We start from the raw sequence: 20,487 nt of genomic DNA on the forward strand, positions 1-20,487 counted from the left end.
CTTTTTTACAAAAATACAGATAACCTAATAAAACGCTTTCCCCTTTAAGGCTGGCATAAGCTACCTAACAGCGCTAAGATGTTGGATAATTTTTTCGAGAAATACAGGCAGTTCCGTGAATAATAGCCCGATAAATACTGCGTCTTTAAGTTGGAATGAACTTGGTACGCCTATCTCTGAACAATTTGGCGATATTTACTTTTCAAACCAAGACGGTCTAGAAGAAACTCGACATGTGTTCTTACATGGAAATCATTTTCCATCACGTTTTGGTACACATGTACGCTCTGAATGTGTTATCGCAGAAACAGGATTTGGTACTGGGCTTAACTTTTTAACACTATGGCAAGCTTTCGAGCAATTTAGACAAACGTCTCCTGACTCTCGTTTAAAACGCCTTCATTATGTAAGTTTCGAAAAATTCCCTCTGACTAAAAGTGATTTACGATCTGCACATCGCCATTGGCCTGAACTCGAAAAATATTCACAAGCGCTTTGTTCTCAATGGCCATTAGCCATTGCAGGTTGCCACCGCATTATTCTTGCTGATGGAACAATCACATTGGATTTATGGTTTGGTGATATCAATACCTTGTTACCCCAAACACGCCAAGCGCTACATAACAAAGTGGATGCATGGTTCTTAGATGGTTTTGCTCCTTCTAAAAATCCACAAATGTGGAGTGAAACTCTCTTTCAATCGATGGCTGATTCAATGAGAGAAAACGGCACATTTGCAACATTTACCGCCGCAGGGATCGTCAAACGAGGTTTGCAAAATGTTGGTTTTGAGATAAATAAAATCAAAGGATTTGGTCAAAAAAGAGAGATGCTGACAGGTGTTTTTCCACATACTCCATCCCCTGAGTTTCTCCCTTACTATGCAAGACCAAGTGCAACCAAAGCACAGAATATTGCAATTATAGGTGGCGGTATTGCCAGCACATTTACGGCACTTTCGTGCCTAAGAAGAGGCGCCAATGTCACCTTATATTGTGAAGATAAACAACCTGCAACTAATGCCTCAGGCAATCGACAAGGTGTGTTATATCCTTTACTTAATGGCAAATCCGATGAACTAGAACAATTTTTCACAACCGCATTTCTATTTGCTCATCGCACTTATGACAATTTGAGTAAAGCAAGTATTCCTTTTTCACATCAATGGTCTGGTGTCGCACAGATTATTTATAACGAGAAAGTTCGTAAAAAAGCACAGAGAATTATGGATAATTCTATACCTTTTGCTCAAATAGCATGTTATCTCGATGAAAATAAAATCAATAAACTCAGCGGAATAGATGTTAATTGTGATGCATTGTTTTACCCACAAGCGGGATGGCTTTCACCGACTGAGCTCACGATCAATACATTAAAATACGCTGAACAATTAGGTTTAACGTTGCGATTTAATCATCAAGTCACTCAAATAAGTGCGCAGAAAGCATCTTGGTGCTTAGATATTGTTCATCACGATGGAGTGAGTGCGACACAATTTCAATCACAATATGATTGCGTTATTTTGGCAAATGGACACCGAATCACAGACTTTACTCAAAGTGCAAAATTACCCATTAGCGCAGTTAGAGGTCAAGTTAGCCATATTCCAACAACAAAGACATTATCAAAACTAAAAACAGTACTTTGTTATGATGGCTATTTTACGCCTGTTGATCACCAAGATAATTTGCATTGTGTAGGAGCAAGCTTTCGCCGCGATCGATTAGATTTAGCTATTTCGACTCAAGAGCAAGAAAATAACCAAGCTCATCTTATACAGTGTTTAGCAAAAGCCCCTTGGGTTAAAGAAGTTGATTTTAGCCGAAACGAAGCGCGAATTGGGATTCGTTGCACTATTCGCGATCACCTACCGTTATTAGGCGAAGTACCTGATTTCGAAAAATTGCGCGTGGCATACACGCACTTAGATAGATTTAAGCGTAGAAGACAAACACCCGCTTTAGCTCCTGCTTATCATCAACTTTATATTATCAGTGCGTTGGGCTCTCGTGGATTATGTTCAGCGCCTTTATCAGCTGAAATTCTGGCAAGCCAAATTTTTGATGAACCTTTTCCGGTTGAAGATGATGTATTGAATGCCTTACACCCTAATCGTTTTTGGGTAAGAGCATTACTACGAGGAAAACCGATTGCAGTGAAATAGCCAAGGTGATAAGTAGTATTGAAGCACTTAATTGAAATGATTATTAATAATAAAAGAAAATATTTTAGCCAAATAACTCATATCATACCTCCAAACGCCATAAATGTAGCTACTTTTAATGGTGACTGCTCCCCGCCCGCATTAGCCGAGGGTTTACGGCGTTTTTCGCTAAAAAACGTTTCTTTGTATAAAAAAACTAAACCTCAAATTTCATTGCACAGCGCGTTTCTTTTACAAAACCCCCGCTTTCAACTTCATTATTTAAGATTTCTTGCAAAGAATGAGGAATTTCGCTTTCTGACAAAATAGAAAAACCTAAGCGTTGATAATACGGCGCATTCCAAGGAACATGGCGAAATGTCGTCAACGTAACGGCACTAAATTGATGTGCCTTTGCTTCATTTTTTACTTTTTGAATAAGTAATTTACCAATACCTCTATTTTGCCAAGCTTCACTCACTGACAACTCATGAATAAATAAACTTTCAGGTAATGGCATCGTCATAATAAAACCAACTGGTTCATTATCACTATTAACCGCAACCCAATGCCCTTTATGGTTAATAAAGGCTAAATGTTTTTCAACACTTTGTACGCCACTCTCACTTATCCAACTTAAATCTTCTAAAGTACTAAAAAGTTGCCCTGCTGATTGCTCGATAGCAGGCAATTTAATTGCATCATCAATTTGTGTGGGGCGAAGAGTAATATCGTTATTTTTTATTTCGTTTTGTGTTGTTGTCATCTCTTTTTCCAGCTCAGGTGTTTTTATACTTTTATGCTTAATTTATTAAAAAGCCATCCCGTAGGATGGCTTATGTTAAAGCTAAAATAATTTCTTATTTTTTAAATCGTTAATCTTTAGGTAATATGCCATAAGATTGAAATTTACCACTCTCTTCCATAAACTGATTATAATACTTGTTGTCTTCTACAGAGTCTTTCACGGCTCTATTAGCATACGCGCTAGAGACAGCGAGTGTCGCCTTATAAAGTTTATCTTTTAATGTGTTATGGATCTTCGGATCTTCACTTTCTTGAATTTGATTTAATAATGAAACTAGCTCTTCTGCTTCAGCTTGAATATCAGGATCAGTAAATTCTGCTGTCGGTAACATATAGTCTAAATCAAAATTAACAGAATCGTTATATTCATCTTCTTGAGTAAACGGAGCTAAATCTTTACTGTATTCCGCTGAAATATATTTAATAAATTCAGGTTTATCAAAGCATTTGTTTTTTATGCTACCGTCATTATTTTTATTGCGAGTGCGAATTTCATTAGGAAATGGCTCGCCTAAGGCATAAGTACACTGAAAAACATTACCATCAATTAATGTGGCATTAGTACTACGCACTGGAAGTTCAAATTCATAGCCATTAATAATAACTGGGTAATCGACAGGTTTAAATTGATCTGTTTTTCCCTTAACTGCATAAACTTCAGAAAGGGTGTAATACATAAAATTATCAGGATTTAATATGCCACCATTATTATGGTCATAAACCATAAATCGAGCATCATTACCGGCACTATCTTTTAAATTATGCTCACCAGGTGATAGTGTTATGTAGCCATTTTTACCCGGCTCTACCTGATATTCTTTACCATCGACGCTAAAACTAATGACTTTTTCACTTGGATTACTGTAATAAAACTTATTTTTTTTATTATCTAAATCAAGTTGATCACAAGCAGATAAAAATAAAACAGCGCTAGTCAGTAGTCCTATTTTAAAGAAATTTTTCATCGTATCGTTATCCTTATCATAAATATTCTATGCAAATCATTTGCATCCCGAGAAACATTCCTAAAAAACATTTAAAAGTAATTTTACAGAAATGGCAAGGAGTTACAAAAGATAGCACTATTATGCTTAATCAATGAGAGATACATCGACTTTGAAAAATCAAATAAAAACAATTGATAAATAGTAAGGATCAATTTTTGTATAAAAACCAATCTAATTCAACAGTAAATATCTTAAATATAACTTAGAGGCAGTGATCTTAATAAGATTTTAAGAAAGAAAAAAACAACCGATTTATGCCGGTTGTTCTCTTAGTAGACATGCCGAATTAATTAATTGAGTTAACTAAATCATGCCATGTAGACAAAACTAACGCTTGATCTGGAGGTGAAAGCTCGCCTGCTTTTATCGCCTTTTGAATGCTCTCTTCTACACGCGTTCTTAACGCTTCTAACTGTGTGTTATTTTCTTGCTCAAGTTCAGCAATAGCCAGTGTAATATGGCCTTGTAAATACCCGCCTGCAAATAACTCATCGTCAGAGGCATGTTCAACACGGCTATCAATTTTATCTAATAAGTACGCTTCATACTCAGAAAGCATTATTTATCCTCAATATATAATGTTGCTACTTTTTTATATTTACCTTGTATTAGCAAAGCATAAATACGTATGTTCTAGCAACCTTACTACTTCAGACTCCACCCTATTGGGTAAAACCTTCACAGTGGATAGGCGATAGTTATTCTCGCAATCCTTAATTAACTAAAGGATTTTCCTGATAAGGAAACATCTCTTCCGTTAGCTCTGGGGTATTGTAAAACAAATGTAACGCATTAATAAATAGCTGTGCTCGAGGTGGCGTGTTTTTATCTCGTAAATAAGCGAGTACTTGTTCTCTAACTTTATTTCTAAATTCATAGCGGTCAGGTTCAAAGTTACCTTCTAAATTGTCACAACTGACATTAAAAGGATAACCAGCAGCTTGGCAAAATAACCAATCCAATGCTTGAGGTTTGATTTCTACAACTTCAAACTGTCCTTGAGTGGTTTCATCTCGTCCATCTGGGCAATACCAGTAGCCATAATCAACTTGTTGACGACGAGCCTCTCCGGCGATACACCAATGTGATATTTCATGTAATGCACTGGCATAAAAACCATGAGCAAAAATAATTTGGTGATAAGGTGTCTCTTCATTTGCAGGCAAATAAATCGGCTCATCATCCCCTTTAACTAAACGGGTTTGGAAACTTTCGCTAAAACATTGATTAAAGATATCAATTAACTGTTGATAATGATGTGCTGACATTTAAAAACCATCTATTCCTAATTAAAAAGAGCAGAAAACCAAAGTGCAATAGTATCGCCATGATTGTCATGTATGAGTTTGATGCTCATCAAAAAGGAGATAATGACCAGCATAGGTCTTATTAATTTTTGCCCTTTTGTTAATACTAAACCTGCACCTAAGCGAGCACCAATAAACTGCCCACAAAGCATAACTAAACCAATAGTCCAAATAACCTGCCCACCAATAATAAAAAACAGTAAAGAGCCAAAGTTAGAGGTGAAGTTAAGTAACTTAGCATGAGCCGTCGCTTTTGAGAGATTATACCCAAGTAACATGACATAACCTAAAGCGAAAAAAGAGCCTGTTCCTGGTCCAAAAATACCATCATAAAAACCGACACCACCACCAAGCACTGCACCAAATGTATAGTAGCCAATACGTTGTTTACTGTCTTGAGCGCCTATTGATGGAGTAAGAAGAAAATAGAGACCAATAGCTATGGTAAGAATAGGAAGTGCTTGTTTAAGGATTTCTGGATTAATAAACTGTACCAACATGGCACCAGAAACCGCACCAATAAAAGTCATTAAAATTGCAAATCGCTGCGCTTTTAAATCAATAACTTTTCGACGTATAAAATAGAGCGTAGCCGAAAACGAGCCACCTACCGATTGCAGTTTATTCGTTGCGAGAGCCTGAACAGGCGGGATCCCAGCAGATAACAAAGCTGGAATAGTGATTAACCCACCACCACCAGCAATCGAATCAATAAAACCTGCGATTAAAGCAACAAAGAAGAGAAGAAGGTAGATGCCATCTGAAAAGAGCCAATCCATTTATCTATCCGAATTATTAGGAATGAAGGACGTGTTGCTGTGTTTATCTCATTTATTTAAAAAAGCTACAGCAACACGATCTGAGCATAATAAAATTAGGCGCTCACACCTTTAAAGCTAACATCAAACTTACAACAGTTTATCGACTACGTTATTGACGTAGAATGATTACCATTGCATTAATGGAGGTACAACGTCACCACATTGACCACGTTGGCGCAATGCATGATCGAGCAACACAATTGCCATCATTGCCTCTGCAATCGGAATAGCGCGTATTCCCACACAAGGATCATGACGACCTTTGGTTATCATATCGACTTCTTCGCCATCACGATTTATCGTTTTACCAGCAATAGTAATGCTAGATGTTGGTTTTAAAGCGATATGAGCAACAATTGGCTGACCACTGCTAATTCCACCTAAAATGCCACCTGCATGGTTGCTAGTGAAACCACTCTTAGTGATTTCATCTCTATTTTCAGTGCCTTTTAATGTCACAACACCGAAACCATCACCAATTTCAATTCCTTTAACAGCATTGATACTCATTAATGCGTGTGCTAAGTCTGCATCTAGTCTGTCAAAAACTGGCTCCCCAAATCCTGCTGGCACCCCCTCTGCAACCACAGTCACTTTTGCACCAATCGAGTTACCTTCTTTTTTAAGCGCACGCATATATTCATCAAGTGCTTCTAAACGAGAAGGATCTGGGCAGAAAAACGGGTTAGTTTCAACGATAGACCAATCAACAAGATCACAAGTAATTGGGCCTAGTTGAGAAAGATAGCCTTTTACTTCAATACCCATTTTCTCTTTTAGGTATTTTTTTGCGATTGCACCAGCAGCAACACGCATTGCGGTTTCTCGTGCAGAAGAGCGCCCACCGCCACGATAATCACGCAAACCATATTTTTGCTCGTAGGTATAATCAGCATGACCAGGACGAAAAACATCTTTGATTTCACTGTAATCTTGAGAACGTTGATCAGTGTTTTCAATCAGTAAACCAATGCTTGTTCCTGTTGTAACACCATTAAATACACCTGATAAAATGCGCACTTGGTCAGGTTCACGGCGCTGAGTGGTATAACGTGATGTTCCGGGTCTACGTCTATCTAAATCAACTTGTAAGTCAGCTTCTGTTAAAGGCAATCCAGGAGGTACACCATCAACAATGCAACCTAATGCAATACCATGAGACTCACCAAAAGTCGTGACTCTGAATAATTGTCCGATACTGTTTCCTGCCATCCCTTTATTCCTATCTTTTACTGTGTGATGTTATCAATATGTTATTTGCAATAAGTAACAATCTACCGTCTCATTGCTGTTACATCAACGTTTATCATTGGATAAAACAGTGTGAGTGTTCAACAAGTTGTTCACGGGTCAACATGAAAACACCAAGTCCACCATTTTCAAACTCAAGCCATGTAAATGGAACTTCTGGGAATTGCTCAATAAGATGAACCATACTATTACCCACTTCACAGACTAAAATACCTTTTTCACTCAGATATTCAGGGGCTTTTAGTAGGATTTGTCTCGTAATATCTAGACCATCAATACCCGAAGCTAATGCTAATTCAGGTTCTACTTGGTATTCATCAGGTAAATCCCCCATATCTTCGACGTCGACATACGGAGGATTTGTCACAATAATATCGTAAGGCGTTGGAACAATAGCGTTAAATAGATCTGATTGCATTGGATAAACACGATGCACTAAACCATGATTTTCAATGTTAAATTCAGCCACTTCCAGAGCATCTTCAGAAATATCAACCGCATCGACTTCAGCATCTTCAAACTCATGAGCACAAGCAATCGCAATACAGCCACTTCCCGTACATAAGTCGAGAATGCGTGTTGGCTCTTGCTGAATTAAACCATCAAAATGGTTATTGATTAATTCACCAATAGGAGAGCGAGGGATAAGCACACGTTCATCAACATAAAATTCGTGACCGCAGAACCAAGCGCTATGAGTTAAATAAGGGACTGGAATTTTTTGCTCAATTCGGCTTTCGATAAGCGTAATGATTTCCATCTTTTCAGAAGTTGTTAACTTGGTTGATAACAGTGCATCTGGAATATCTAAAGGAAGTGCAATGGTTGGTAATACAAGCTGTAATGCTTCATCCCACGCGTTATCTGTGCCATGACCATAATAAATATCAGATGAATTAAACTGACTCATAGCCCAACGTAACATATCTAGGATAGTGCTTAGATCAGCAACCGCTTCCTCTTTTAGTGTTATATCCAAAACTGTTGTCCTCTGAAGAAATAGAAAGTCTGTAGTTTGCCATGAAGATGGCGATAAATCAGCGGGAAACCATAAAAAAACATCACTACATTATTATTCTCTTTACCATAACCACACACTTACTATGGTTTTAAACTTCAATCAGCTAATTAAAAGCAAAATTTACGATCTACCCATAAATAAAAATTAGTGTTTTATACTTTTAATTTAACTTTTATTAGCAAGTTAATGAAATTGAACCATACTTAAAACATGAAAGAATTAACTGTGTACTAAATGCGCCTATAGATTTTTTTCATTCGATATGCAGTCATTTTAAAGCAAATAGCTAATTTTAAAGACTATTTTTGATATCAATTTATCGTTTTTTATCGCAACCTGAAGATATAACAACGTTTTATGTTCCACAGATATCATGAGTAGAGCAACTTGTTAACCAGCCTATATTTGCTAACTATGTGACTATTTCGGCAGGGTAAATTCCCTGCCTTTTTTTATGCTAAATTTATAGTCTATATTTTTTATCTCTAACACTATTTCATGTACTATTGCCTGATAAAGACAGTAACACTATGAAGAATCGTAAAAAATGAATAAAAAATTTTCATTGCCACCTTCTGAAATTGAGTTATTTCAGGAGATGATAAAAGGCACTAAGAAATTAGCTCAAGATAAAATACTTCATTCACCAAAACGTAAAAAAGTGACACACTACGCTGTTGAACGTTTACAACAAGAGCAAGTTGACGCCTCTTATTATTTTTCAGATGAATTTCAACCTAACTTAGCCACAGAAGGCCCCATGCGCTATTTAAGAGAAGGCGCTAATGCTTATGAATTAAAAAAACTACGTCGTGGTGATTATGTACCTGAGTTTTTTCTAGATTTGCATGGATTAACACAACTAATTGCAAAACAAGAGATTGGCGCATTAATTGCGGCATGTAGACGAGAGCATGTTTATTGTGCCTGTATTATGCATGGTCATGGCAAACATATTTTAAAACAACAAACGCCACTTTGGTTAGCACAACACCCTGATGTAATCGCTTTTCATCAAGCCCCAAAAGAATGGGGAGGCGATGCTGCATTATTAGTCTTAGTGGAAAACGACGATATCGCTCGCCGCTAAACCCCAAAAATTCTATCGCATTAACCCTTAAATCACCTATCAGGTGAAATAAGGTGTTAATTACTTTCTTAGATAATTGATTTAAATTTCATTTCAATGTTGAGGGTGACACTTGCCATAGCAACTCCCCTGCTCCTTTTGATAAGTCAAAATCAACACAAGCAATGGTTGATGTTGAAAACATAGGAGCACACACAGCTGGGCAGAGTTCAGCGACAACATAGCCAACTAAAGGTAAGTGAGAAATAACAAGAATATTTTTATATCCTGTATCTCCCAAGGCACGTAAGTAATGTGCAACATGTGAAGGATTACCACCGGGGATAAGCCCATCATCTATTTCTATTTTACTAGGTAGCGCTAAATCTGCTTTTACGGCATCCAATGTCTGTTGAGCACGTAAATAAGGACTAACTAAAACATAATCGATTGTATGTCCCTGCGTTGTCATCCATTCAGCCATTTTTATTGATTCACTTTTCCCACGTTCAGTCAGTGGTCTTAGTGCATCGCTAGCAGCATCAAGAGCCGCTTCTCCGTGGCGCATAATAAAAATTTGCATAGTAAATTATTAAACCTATTTTATTTTTGTAATTACTGGTATTTACACTTGTAAGATACTTAATTTAATTCATTTTAAATCAATATGTTCCCATATAAAATCGTTAATACCCTAATTGCAATAGCATTATTAATCTTTTTAAGGTCATGCCCTTGGTTTACAAATTAACATCATTTTCAGAATTTTATTTTAAAAAGCTTTGTTTTTAAATTTATTTTCAAATAACTATTTTGCCATATCTGGCTATAATTAACACTTTCGACCTCTTTTTCCATTAAAAATTCACCAATTATTAATCTGACGCAAAGAGTACAAGAAAAAAGGCGCCTAAGCGCCTCAATCAAAACAAATGTCACAAAAGGAAAAAGCAATGGTAAAGAGATGATATTAATCGTAAAAACGTTCATTTCGTTTAGCCATTTCCACTAAACGCTCACAAGGGCGATATTTTTCTCCATATTTATCGGCAAGTTGGTTAAGTTTTTCTTCCACCTTTGTTGTTCCCATACTGTCCATATAACGGAATGGGCCACCAAAAAAAGGAGGAAAACCGATACCAAATACAGCACCAATATCACCATCTCGTGGTTGCTTTATAATATTCTCATCTAAACAACGAACCGCTTCATTTAACATTAATAATAAACAGCGTTCCGTAATTTCAGAGGAAGACAATTGGTTTTTAGGCTTAATTTGTAATAGTCGATATATGGCTGGATCAGGTTGTTTTTTATTTTTACTGAATGAGAAAGGTAATGCATGTTTTGCATAAAGATAAAAACCTCGTCCATTTTTACGACCTTTTCTATCATCAGCAATAATGGCATCCACAGCAGGAGGAGAGGCAAATCTTTCACCAAATGCATTCACTAATATTGGTGTTATTTTTGTGCCAATATCAATACCCACTTCATCCAATAACTGAATAGGTCCTACAGGGAAACCAAACTGGACAAGTGCTTTATCAATATTCTCAATAGGCTCCCCCTGTACTAAGCATGTCAATGCTTCGCTGATATAAGGAGCAAGGATACGGTTGACGTAGAATCCAGGTTTATCACCAACAACTATTGCAACTTTGCCCTGTTTTTTAGCAAAAGCTACCGTTGTAGCAATCGTTTTTTCATCCGTATTTTCATGTGGAATAACTTCAACCAAAGGCATTTTTTCTACTGGACTAAAATAGTGAAGCCCGATCACTTTTTCTGGGTATTTTGCTGTTTCTGCAATTTTATGAATAGGAAGCGAAGAGGTATTTGAAGCAAAAATAATTTTACCTTTCCCCACGCCTTCAATATCTGCGACCATCTTCTGTTTTAAAGCAAGATCTTCAAAAACAGCTTCAACAATAATATTTGATTGATGGAAACCGCTGTAATCCAAGGAGCCCGAGAGCAGCCCCATTTGGCGCTGACGTTCACGTGCAGATAATCTTTTTTTACTCACTTTGGCTGAAAGCGCTTTCCAACTATAATTAAGTGCCTGAGCAATTCCCTTATCACTGATATCTTTAATTCTTGCTGGTAAATTACCTTTTGTCGCCGTGACAAAGGCAATACCACCACCCATTAATCCACCACCTAAAATACCGATATGATGCAAATTATCTGGTTTTTCGGATGATCCTGTCTCATTCTTAAGTGCCGTAGAAGCAAAAAAGAGATGTCTTAATGCAGATGAAACTGGCGTCATAGCAAGTTCACCAAACGCATTTGCCTCTTCTTTAAACCCTGCTTGAATATCTTTTTCAAGACCACGTTCTATAACATGAAGAATACGCTCTGCTGCTGGATAGTGGCCTTTTGTCTTTGCCAATGTACGTTTTTTCGCTTGCCCAAAAAGAATATTTCTACCTAACGTTGTATTGGCCCAAAAACGATCCATCACTGAATGTTTTTTCTGTTCTTTTTTACCCAATAAAATCCATTTAGCAGCAACTTCTAATAGAATATCTTGTGAGACAACATCATTTACAAGACCTAATTTTAAGGCTCTCTTCGCATTAACTTGTCTCCCCGTTAAGATCATATCTAACGCAGATGTCACACCAATAAGACGTGGTAAGCGTTGAGTACCACCGGAGCCAGGCAGCAATCCAAGTTGCACTTCAGGAAGCCCTAAACGCGTTTTGCTATTATCAGAACAAATTCTCCCATGACAGGCTAAGGCCAATTCAAGCCCTCCGCCAAGGCATGCGCCATTAATAGCGGCCACAACTGGCAATGGGTAGTTTTCAAGTTGAGTAAAAAGATCCTGTCCTGCTTTTGCTAATGCACTCGCCTCTTCTTTAGTTTTACAACCCGCAATCATGGAGATATCCGCACCCGCAATAAAACTGTCTGTTTTACCTGAGGTGATAATTAATCCTTTTACACCAGAATGTTGCTGAGCTTGCCTTAAAACATCTTGAAATTGCTGCACAAACTCTGCTTTTAGCGTGTTTACTTTTTCACCAACAACATCGATGCTGATAACACCCACTTTGTCATTACGAACTGAGAACTGAAAAACAGATGATTTTTCTAGTGTTGTTTGTTGTTCCATTATTCCACCTCCAAAATCATCGCTGCACCCAATCCACCCGCAGCACAAGCAGTGGTTAACCCAAAACCTCCACCTCGACGTTTAAGCTCATGTAGTGTCTGTGTGACCATTCTTGCGCCAGTCGCAGCAAAGGGATGTCCATAAGCAATAGAACCGCCTAGTACATTAAATTTATCCATATCCACTTCTCCAATCGCCTTGGATAATCCTAGTTGCTCTTTAGCAAACCGTTCACTGGCAAACAGCGTCAAATTACTGAGTGTTTGTGCGGCAAAAGCTTCATGCATATCAATTAACGTTAGATCACTCAATGCAAGACCTGCGCGAGAAAGCGCAAGTGGTGTGGCATATGATGGCCCCAATAGCATATCTTTCCAGACATCTGTCGCTGTAAAAGCATAACTGCGTAAATAACCTAAAGGTTGATAACCAAGACTTTTAGCAACAGATTCTTTCATCATTAATACCGCGGCTGCGCCATCCGTTAATGGCGTACTGTTTGCGGCGGTGACACTACCATGTCGACGATCAAATGCCGGTTTTAGTTTGGCGTAAGAATCAAGAACAGAGTTTTTACGGATATTATTATCTTGATGGAAACCTTCTTTGTAAGGCGGAAAAAAAGCGGTCATCACTTCATCATTTAGTTTTCCCATCTCCCATGCTTTAGTTGCTAATTGATGGGAACGATGTGCTAATTCATCTTGAGCAACTCTAGAAATATGATAAGTCTTTGCCATTTGCTCTGCGGTGTCTCCCATGCGTAATCCTGTTGAATACTCAGCAACGGCAGGCGCTACAGGGAGCAAATCTCGAAATCGTAATTGGCTTAAATAACTTAATCGTTGACCTAATGATTTAGCCTTATTAAGACTTAATAAAACATCTGCAAGCTTTTTACTAACACCAATAGGCAAAACTGAAGACGAATCTGCGCCACCAGCAATACCGACAGAGACATGTCCTGCCATCATACTTTCAGCAACATTAGCAATCGCCTGAAAGCTTGTTGCACATGCTCTTGTTACACTATAAGCATCAGTTTTTACACTTAATCCTGCACCGAGCACTATTTCTCTAGCAATATTAGGTGCTTCTGGCATTTGAACCACTTGTCCGAAAACAAGTTGATCAATAATTTCGGGAGGAATTTCATTGCGAGTCACTAATTCTTGAACCACTGAACGCCCTAATTCAACCGCAGGTATTCCTCGATACGCAGTCGCTTGTTTAGCAAAAGGTAAACGTAGCCCGCTGACAATGGCGATGCGATCTTTCATAGCACTGTTCGTTGATGACTTCATAACGGCTCCTGACAAAATGATTTCCTAACACCAAAGAGGTCTGACCTGATAATAGTGTTAACAAAAATTTCACTTTTCAGAAACGTCATTTTACGAGAAGTGGGAGTTAGCGCTCAATATTTCGATGAAATGTCTGAAACTTAACAATAATGATAGAAAAGATAATGGTGTGATCGAGAGAGATAAAAAAGGCTGTTGAATTTCAACAGCCTTAAATCTATTAATTTCAGAGGATTAACGTAATCCCAGCTGGAAAATTAGGTTTTCTGCTTCACAAGAGAATGTAAAATCAGCGGTTAGTTGAACACCACCATCAACATCAGCAAATTGTTGATTAATTTTGCAAGGCTCTGAAGCGATAGATTGTGCTTTTGCACTAAGTTGATCTAACATTGCTTGCGCCTGTACTTTATCAGCGAAGACATGCTGATATGACGCTGTGCAATTCTTATTGTCAATAATAGTACCCACATCTACACAACAGCAAGCAGCGGTTTCTTCTGCACTACAACGATTAATTGCGTCTGCCATTTTAGTCTCCCAACGAAAGAAATGTTAATTATCTATCATAATCATAAAAAAATAAAATAAACTGCTTTAGCTCAAATTTTATTACAATTTTACAAAAATAATTGATTTTTCTGTTTATTTAACAATCAAAAACATCTTTATTGGGATATTTTGTGAAAAATATGTTAACCAAATCCCAATTATTGAATCAAAATGGAAATATTTGTAAAACATACTTGCAACATTTAGGGTGATCAACTTTATACTTAATCAACTGGTCTGATTTGTCATAACGACAACCGCACCTAAAATCCAGCGCTTCTAATCAGAAGTTACTAACTTAAAAAAATTATGAGGGTTTAGGTCATGAACCGTAAAAACCTGTTTACTCGCACAGCACTAGCTGCCATTGTAGGAGCAATCTCCTCTCAAGCAGGCGCTGCCGGTTTTCAGTTAAATGAATATTCAACTTCAGCACTAGGGCGTGCATTTTCAGGGGAAGGCGTTATTGCCGATGACGCAAGCGTAGGTAGCCGAAACCCAGCTGCACTGACTATGTTTGATCGCCCCGAATTTTCTGTCGGTGCTATTCTCATTAACCCAGGCGTTGATGTTAAAGGTAAATCACCTCTTACAGGTACTGATACCACTGCAAAAGATATCGCACCAAGTGCATTAGTACCTAATATCCACTTTGTAGCACCCATCAATGATAAATGGGCCATTGGCGCATCAGGTACAACAAACTTTGGTTTAGCGACAGATTTCCCTAACGATTATCCTGCAGGACTTATCGGCGGTAAAACTGATCTGAAAACCATGAACTTAAACTTAAGTGCAGGTTACCGTGTAAATAACCAATTTAGTGTAGGTTTAGGGTTAAATGCTCTTTACGCTGATGCGGAAATTACTCGTCATGTTGGTGAAGCGGGTAAAGTGTTAGGTGGCGCATTATCTCAAAAGCCTGGCATGGAACAATTAGGTGGTTATTTATCAAGCTTATCTCCTAGCGATCGCTTTGCTCAGTTAAAAGGTGATGCATGGGGCTTTGGCTGGAACGCAGGTCTATTATACGAATTTGATGAAGGTAACCGCATTAGCTTCACTTATCGCTCTAAAGTAAAAGTGAAATTTAAAGACGGTGAATATCAAAGTGATTTGCGCTCTATTCCACAACTCGAAGGAATGGGAATTGTCGGCACTAACGGAGAAACCATTAAAGGTAAGCTGGATCTTAACCTACCTGAAATTTGGGAATTTGCGGCCTATCACCGTGTTGCACCAAAATGGGCTGTTCACTATAACTTCGCTTACACCAGTTGGAGTGCGTTTGAAGAGTTAAGAGCAACACGTAAGAGCGATGGTCAACAACTGTTTAAGAAAGAAGAAGGCTTCCGTGATGCATGGCGTGTGGCTTTAGGTACAACCTATTATCACGATGATAACTGGACATTCCGTACCGGTATTGCCTTTGATGATAGCCCAGTTCCCGCTGATAAACGTTCTATTTCCATTCCAGACCAAGATCGCTTCTGGTTAAGTGCTGGTACAACTTACGCATTTAATAAAGATATGTCTGTTGATGTGGGCTTAGCGTATATGCACGGTAAAAAAGTCACAATCAAAGAGAAATTATCTGAAGATTTACCATTGCCTGCTTATGAATTTGAATCATCAGGTAAAGCATGGTTATACGGTATGAACTTTAACTACCGTTTTTAATTTCCACTGTATTTTTATACAAAAAATGGTCTTTTTTAAGACCATTTTTTTATTTATACATAAAACTAACAGCAAAGGTTAGTCAATGGAATCTAAGTCATCTTCGATGGCTTTCGCATTAGGGTTTTCTTTTACTGTACCCGCTTGGAAGTCATTACTTTGGAAATAGGCTTCACGCATCATTAGATAAGGATCAGACGAGTTTTGTAAAATTGCATCAGAGTCGAGCAATTGTGCTCGTGTTTCAATGCCTTCTAATGCCCATTTACCCGCCGACATCCAAAATGTTAAATAGCTCAGCATAGGATACGTTAAATCAGCCCAATCACCACCTTCTTCACGGACAGTAAAGCTACCATAGCCCGGAACAACAACATAAGGGCCATAATCCATACCATAATGCCCTAATGTGCTACCAAATCGCATTGGGACTTCTTTTTCCATCGTCTCTTTAGACATGCCAGCAACATCTATTAAACCGCCCATACCAAAAACGGTATTAATCCAGAAACGACCAAAATGTTTTGCACCTTTTTCAAAGTCACCACGCAATACGCTGTTTACCATACTTGCAGGCTCTTCTAAATTACCTAAAAAGTTAGATAAGCCATTTCTTGCTGGTGGTGGCACATAATCACGCCAAACAACGGCAACTGGACGTAAGATATAGGGGTCTAAAACATAGTAGTTAAAATCAAACATCTGGCGGTTAAACCCTTCTAATGGGTCAGAGCGCCCCTCCCCATTATTAGGGGTACTTGCACATCCTGAAAGTAAGGCGACTGAAAGAGCAACACCGCACAGGCGATACTTCATAATGTTCTCCGCTAATTATCTTATGATGAGCAGCATCATAGTTCGCATATTCATAAACTCTACACATAATACTGTCAATGCATGATAAGTGGTACTTTTATTAGGTTTTGATCTTATAAGATAATTCGGGTTTTGTGATTACCTTATCGAGCTGATTTAAAATATTAGCCCAATATTATTAGGCTAATATACAAATACATGGTGTGATTTAATTATATTCTTTTATCGCTAATAGCTCTTCTGGAGCTAGGTATGAAAAATGCTTTTTTAGTGAGGGCTTACCAGAAATATGAAAATCATCTTTAACCACTAACGTGCCATTTTTAGTATAAAAATTCACTAAATACTCAAGATTTTCGTCAGTAATAGCTTGGTCTGCATTGGTTATTAATTGCGTTAGCAATTGGGTATATTGTTCCAATTCTTCAGTAGTGAAAATTTTCCTCTCCTTATCTTTAAGCCAGATAAGGAATTTAAATAAAAAAAACGCTCATCAGGAGAGTTCTTAAATACAATCAATTACCACCACTAAGTAATTAGCCTAGAGTTACACCCCGCTAGTAGAAAAAATAAGTAATAAATAAAAATTTCAGATATCGGATATCATTAATTGATTTTATGTCCATATAAAAACCTAAATTTATTATTGGTGATTGAACGAAGAAGTAAAACAAGGGTGATAATAGCGTGAACTGATAAACACTGCTCTAGGAATAATATTTAAATTTACAGGATGGGTAATAGATGGCGTTCCCTACAGGAATCGAACCTGTAACTAGCCCTTAGGAGGGGCTTGTTATATCCATTTAACTAAGGGAACATACGTAATAAAATTAAGTACAACTGATGGACGGGCTATATTCTACCCCCCTCACTCTCTATTAATCAAGTTTTAACGCACTGATATTGGAAGGAATTTTTTTGTTTCTTTTTTGAACAATGTAATTTGTTTGAACAATGTAATTTGGCTTAAAAACCATCTGATAAATATCAGCATCAATGATTATGGTTTGTTCTTATATATGTCTGTTCTATTAAAACTCTTTCAGTTGTTTTAAAAACAATTTCGGTGAATATCCCATCTCTTTATTAAACATCGCACTAAAGGCGCTCGGATTTTCATAACCCAGTTCTAAAGCAACTTCAGTAACTGAATCACCTCTCTTTAAAGCGGTTAACGCATACATTAAACACGCTTTTTGACGCCAGTCTCGAAAAGAAAGACCCGTTTCTTTATGAAAAAGACGGGTAAAAGTACGTAGGCTCTTATTTAATTTTTCAGCCCACATTTCTGGTGTCGTGCGAATATTAGGTTGTGACATAAATTCAGTACACAATTCATCTAATAAAGCATGTTGCGGTAATGGTGTAAAATAAGGCAATGGCTTAGCATGAGCTAATTCATGACAAAGCAAAGTCAATAATGCACTATCTCGTCCACCTAAATCATAAAGTAAAGGAAGTTCATTGGCCGAAAGTAATAGCTGATGAAGCAGAGGGGAAACTTGTAAAACCTCACAATATTCTGAGTGACGAGGAATTTTATTAGGCTCAATATAGAGACTATAAGTACTACTCCCCAACATCAGCACTTGATGTACCTTTTCTGCTGGGATCCACACGCCACTGTAAGGTAATACAATCCATTGACCATCTTCTGTTTTAACTTTCATTACCCCATTAGGGGCATATAAAAATTGAGCTCGTCGATGATGGTGAGCTTCAAGTAATGTGTCATAAGGATAATCAGAGCCTAATGCTAAAATATCACGAGGAAGGTTATCCACACTGTTGATATCGATATTACGCATAATATTTAAATTGTCCTAAATTCGTATAAACTTGTCATTATCGCGTGGGTAAGCCATCATTTTATTCTATATTGTTAATCTCCTGACTCAACAGGAGATTTGAAATGACACTCTGGCTGATTTCTTTTGGTTTAATTTCAGGCATCACAACATGGTTATTTGGCTTTGGCGGTGGCTTTGTCACTGTTCCCTTACTCTATACACTTATTCTTACACTCTGGGGAATAGACAGTTTACCTGCTGAACATGCTATGCAAATCGCAGTTGCTACCTCTGCATTAATTATGTTGTTTTCTGCGACAGTCACAACCATTAAACACCATAAGGCCAAAAGGCTTGATTGGAATATCATGTCCATTTTGTTTATTGGTATCGCTTTTGGTGGGATCTTAGGTGCTCTTCTCGCCTTAACAGTTGAAGGTGTGTGGATCAAATGGATCTTTATTGGTTATCTTTTTGTCACTATATTAGACTGCTATTTTCGCCCCGGTTTTATGGCTCCTACTCACAACTCAAAAAAAGTGACCAAAGCAAAAGAAAGCATTAATGGTACAGTAATTGGTATTATTGCCACTTTTCTAGGGGTTGGTGGAAGTGTGATGACAGTACCTTTATTGCGCCGTAGAGGAACACCAATGGCACAATCAGCAGCAATCGCCAATGCATTAACCTTACCTTTAGCACTCACTGCAACATTCACTTATGTCGCCCTCTCTTTTACGTCACCTTTAAATAGTGAATCTGGTTTTATTGGTTATATTTGGCTAAAAGCTGCACTTATTCTGATTTGTAGCACTTGGGTTGGCTTGAAGATCTCTGAACGCTTTTTATCTCGTATTCCCGACAAATGGCATGCAAGAGTCTATCCTCTGTTACTGAGTCTTGTTTTGATTGTCATGCTGTTTTAAATCCTTTCTTCTATGAAGAGACAAAGGCAATAAACAACGAAAAAAACAATAATGGCTACACATAAAATAGTGGCAAATGGTGGTTTTGAGTGTTCAAAAAATCGCCATTTTTTAACATTTCACCTTATCTTTTTCCTACGCACCTTCACTTAGCATTAATGATATTAAGACACATAAAACAAAAAATATCTCTTTTTGACAATCACGATACAGTTCCATAACTATTAATATCATTAATTAATATTTAAACATAATGAACAATAATTTATAAATTGTCTCGTATTTAGCATCAGTTTGTTCACGTTTTACTGAGCCTTTTTTGTATTATTAATCACCAATTTATTTTTCTTTTTTATTTGTATTTATCATCAAAATAATAAGTTAGCTGTTTTTCAAAAGAAAATAATTTAAGAAGAAACTGGATTTAAACAAAATAAAAAATATTATTTATTCTGATTTTTAAATAACAAATTAATTACAATATAACGAATTTTCGATATATAAATAATTATATATCGATAGGCTTTTTTGTCAAATTTTAATTATTATTAATCATATATTTTAAATACACTTTAATAAAACAGATTGATAATATAAGCTAGTGAATTTAAAAGAACAATCTACAACTGTTATATCCCTTAAAATCTCCTATTTCTTCTCCAAACTTTTATAATAGTATCCAATGGAAGAAAATAATTATCATTTGATTTTGTCTATTTTAGTTAAATTATTTAGTGACATTTATTAACGTCTTATTCTCTATTATTTATTATTTACAACCAAGTCATCACTTATGAATTAATAAAATGGAGACGCCTTCAAATATTTATTTAACTGTCTGTATATAATATTTAGCTATAAGA

General features: G+C 37.1%; 18 protein-coding genes and 1 tRNA gene. 4 read left to right on the top strand and 15 right to left on the bottom strand.

Annotated elements, in window-relative coordinates; genetic code table 11:
* The first annotated feature begins 115 nt into the window (after positions 1-115).
* A complete protein-coding gene (gene mnmC / locus ACNART_RS10000) occupies positions 116-2,164 on the top strand; it encodes a bifunctional tRNA (5-methylaminomethyl-2-thiouridine)(34)-methyltransferase MnmD/FAD-dependent 5-carboxymethylaminomethyl-2-thiouridine(34) oxidoreductase MnmC (protein ID WP_368927724.1) in 2,049 nt (682 codons plus the stop codon).
* A gap of 196 nt (positions 2,165-2,360) precedes the next feature.
* On the opposite strand, the gene ACNART_RS10005 is transcribed toward mnmC, so the two are convergent.
* From ACNART_RS10005 to prmB, 7 genes are all read right to left on the bottom strand, one after another.
* Positions 2,361-2,909, bottom strand: a complete 549-nt coding sequence (locus ACNART_RS10005) for a GNAT family N-acetyltransferase (protein WP_198632658.1) — start codon at positions 2,907-2,909, stop codon at positions 2,361-2,363.
* Positions 2,910-3,018: 109 nt separating this feature from the next.
* A complete protein-coding gene (locus ACNART_RS10010; RefSeq protein WP_368927721.1) occupies positions 3,019-3,915 on the bottom strand; it encodes a hypothetical protein in 897 nt (298 codons plus the stop codon).
* Between the two features lie 328 nt (positions 3,916-4,243).
* Positions 4,244-4,516, bottom strand: a complete 273-nt coding sequence (locus ACNART_RS10015; protein ID WP_109370924.1) for a YfcL family protein — start codon at positions 4,514-4,516, stop codon at positions 4,244-4,246.
* A 154-nt stretch (positions 4,517-4,670) separates the two neighbouring features.
* Positions 4,671-5,225: an elongation factor P hydroxylase gene (locus ACNART_RS10020; RefSeq protein WP_088495095.1), complete on the bottom strand. Its 555-nt coding sequence runs from the start codon at positions 5,223-5,225 to the stop codon at positions 4,671-4,673.
* Positions 5,226-5,242: 17 nt separating this feature from the next.
* On the bottom strand, positions 5,243-6,043 hold the full coding sequence (locus ACNART_RS10025) for a sulfite exporter TauE/SafE family protein (protein ID WP_198619753.1): 801 nt from the start codon (positions 6,041-6,043) through the stop codon (positions 5,243-5,245).
* Between the two features lie 168 nt (positions 6,044-6,211).
* On the bottom strand, positions 6,212-7,297 hold the full coding sequence (gene aroC / locus ACNART_RS10030) for a chorismate synthase (protein ID WP_198625803.1): 1,086 nt from the start codon (positions 7,295-7,297) through the stop codon (positions 6,212-6,214).
* 94 nt (positions 7,298-7,391) lie between these two features.
* On the bottom strand, positions 7,392-8,261 hold the full coding sequence (gene prmB, locus ACNART_RS10035; RefSeq protein WP_232797528.1) for a 50S ribosomal protein L3 N(5)-glutamine methyltransferase: 870 nt from the start codon (positions 8,259-8,261) through the stop codon (positions 7,392-7,394).
* Positions 8,262-8,904: 643 nt separating this feature from the next.
* Here prmB and smrB point away from each other — a divergent pair.
* Positions 8,905-9,447 carry an endonuclease SmrB gene (gene smrB, locus ACNART_RS10040; RefSeq protein ID WP_109370928.1) on the top strand — a complete coding sequence of 181 codons (543 nt, stop codon included), beginning with the start codon at positions 8,905-8,907 and terminating at the stop codon, positions 9,445-9,447.
* Between the two features lie 88 nt (positions 9,448-9,535).
* Here the strand turns inward: smrB and sixA are convergent, their stop codons facing one another.
* From sixA to ACNART_RS10060, 4 genes are all read right to left on the bottom strand, one after another.
* Positions 9,536-10,009, bottom strand: a complete 474-nt coding sequence (sixA, locus tag ACNART_RS10045; protein WP_196533845.1) for a phosphohistidine phosphatase SixA — start codon at positions 10,007-10,009, stop codon at positions 9,536-9,538.
* Between the two features lie 387 nt (positions 10,010-10,396).
* Positions 10,397-12,553 carry a fatty acid oxidation complex subunit alpha FadJ gene (fadJ, locus tag ACNART_RS10050; RefSeq protein WP_198619750.1) on the bottom strand — a complete coding sequence of 719 codons (2,157 nt, stop codon included), beginning with the start codon at positions 12,551-12,553 and terminating at the stop codon, positions 10,397-10,399.
* Positions 12,553-13,857, bottom strand: coding sequence for an acetyl-CoA C-acyltransferase FadI (gene fadI, locus ACNART_RS10055; RefSeq protein WP_109370932.1), 1,305 nt, complete (start codon positions 13,855-13,857; stop codon positions 12,553-12,555). Before fadI ends, fadJ begins: the two co-directional genes overlap by 1 nt.
* A 234-nt stretch (positions 13,858-14,091) precedes the next feature.
* On the bottom strand, positions 14,092-14,388 hold the full coding sequence (locus ACNART_RS10060; RefSeq protein ID WP_006533378.1) for a YfcZ/YiiS family protein: 297 nt from the start codon (positions 14,386-14,388) through the stop codon (positions 14,092-14,094).
* Between the two features lie 345 nt (positions 14,389-14,733).
* Here ACNART_RS10060 and fadL point away from each other — a divergent pair, with 345 nt between their 5' ends.
* Positions 14,734-16,089 (top strand): long-chain fatty acid transporter FadL, encoded by a 1,356-nt coding sequence (fadL, locus tag ACNART_RS10065; protein ID WP_198629834.1) that lies wholly within the window; start codon positions 14,734-14,736, stop codon positions 16,087-16,089.
* A gap of 78 nt (positions 16,090-16,167) precedes the next feature.
* On the opposite strand, the gene mlaA is transcribed toward fadL, so the two are convergent.
* The 4 genes from mlaA to ACNART_RS10085 form a co-directional block, all read right to left on the bottom strand.
* A complete protein-coding gene (gene mlaA, locus ACNART_RS10070; protein ID WP_109370934.1) occupies positions 16,168-16,905 on the bottom strand; it encodes a phospholipid-binding lipoprotein MlaA in 738 nt (245 codons plus the stop codon).
* Between the two features lie 208 nt (positions 16,906-17,113).
* On the bottom strand, positions 17,114-17,308 hold the full coding sequence (locus ACNART_RS10075; RefSeq protein WP_368927714.1) for a hypothetical protein: 195 nt from the start codon (positions 17,306-17,308) through the stop codon (positions 17,114-17,116).
* Positions 17,309-17,650: 342 nt separating this feature from the next.
* Positions 17,651-17,725, bottom strand: a tRNA-Arg gene (locus ACNART_RS10080).
* Between the two features lie 214 nt (positions 17,726-17,939).
* Positions 17,940-18,716 carry an AraC family transcriptional regulator gene (locus ACNART_RS10085; RefSeq protein WP_109370937.1) on the bottom strand — a complete coding sequence of 259 codons (777 nt, stop codon included), beginning with the start codon at positions 18,714-18,716 and terminating at the stop codon, positions 17,940-17,942.
* 104 nt (positions 18,717-18,820) lie between these two features.
* Between ACNART_RS10085 and ACNART_RS10090 the strand changes: the two genes are divergently transcribed.
* Positions 18,821-19,624, top strand: coding sequence for a sulfite exporter TauE/SafE family protein (locus ACNART_RS10090; RefSeq protein ID WP_368927712.1), 804 nt, complete (start codon positions 18,821-18,823; stop codon positions 19,622-19,624).
* Positions 19,625-20,487 lie beyond the last annotated feature (863 nt).

The organism is Proteus sp. LHD240705 (genome assembly GCF_047921555.1).
GTDB lineage: Bacteria > Pseudomonadota > Gammaproteobacteria > Enterobacterales > Enterobacteriaceae > Proteus.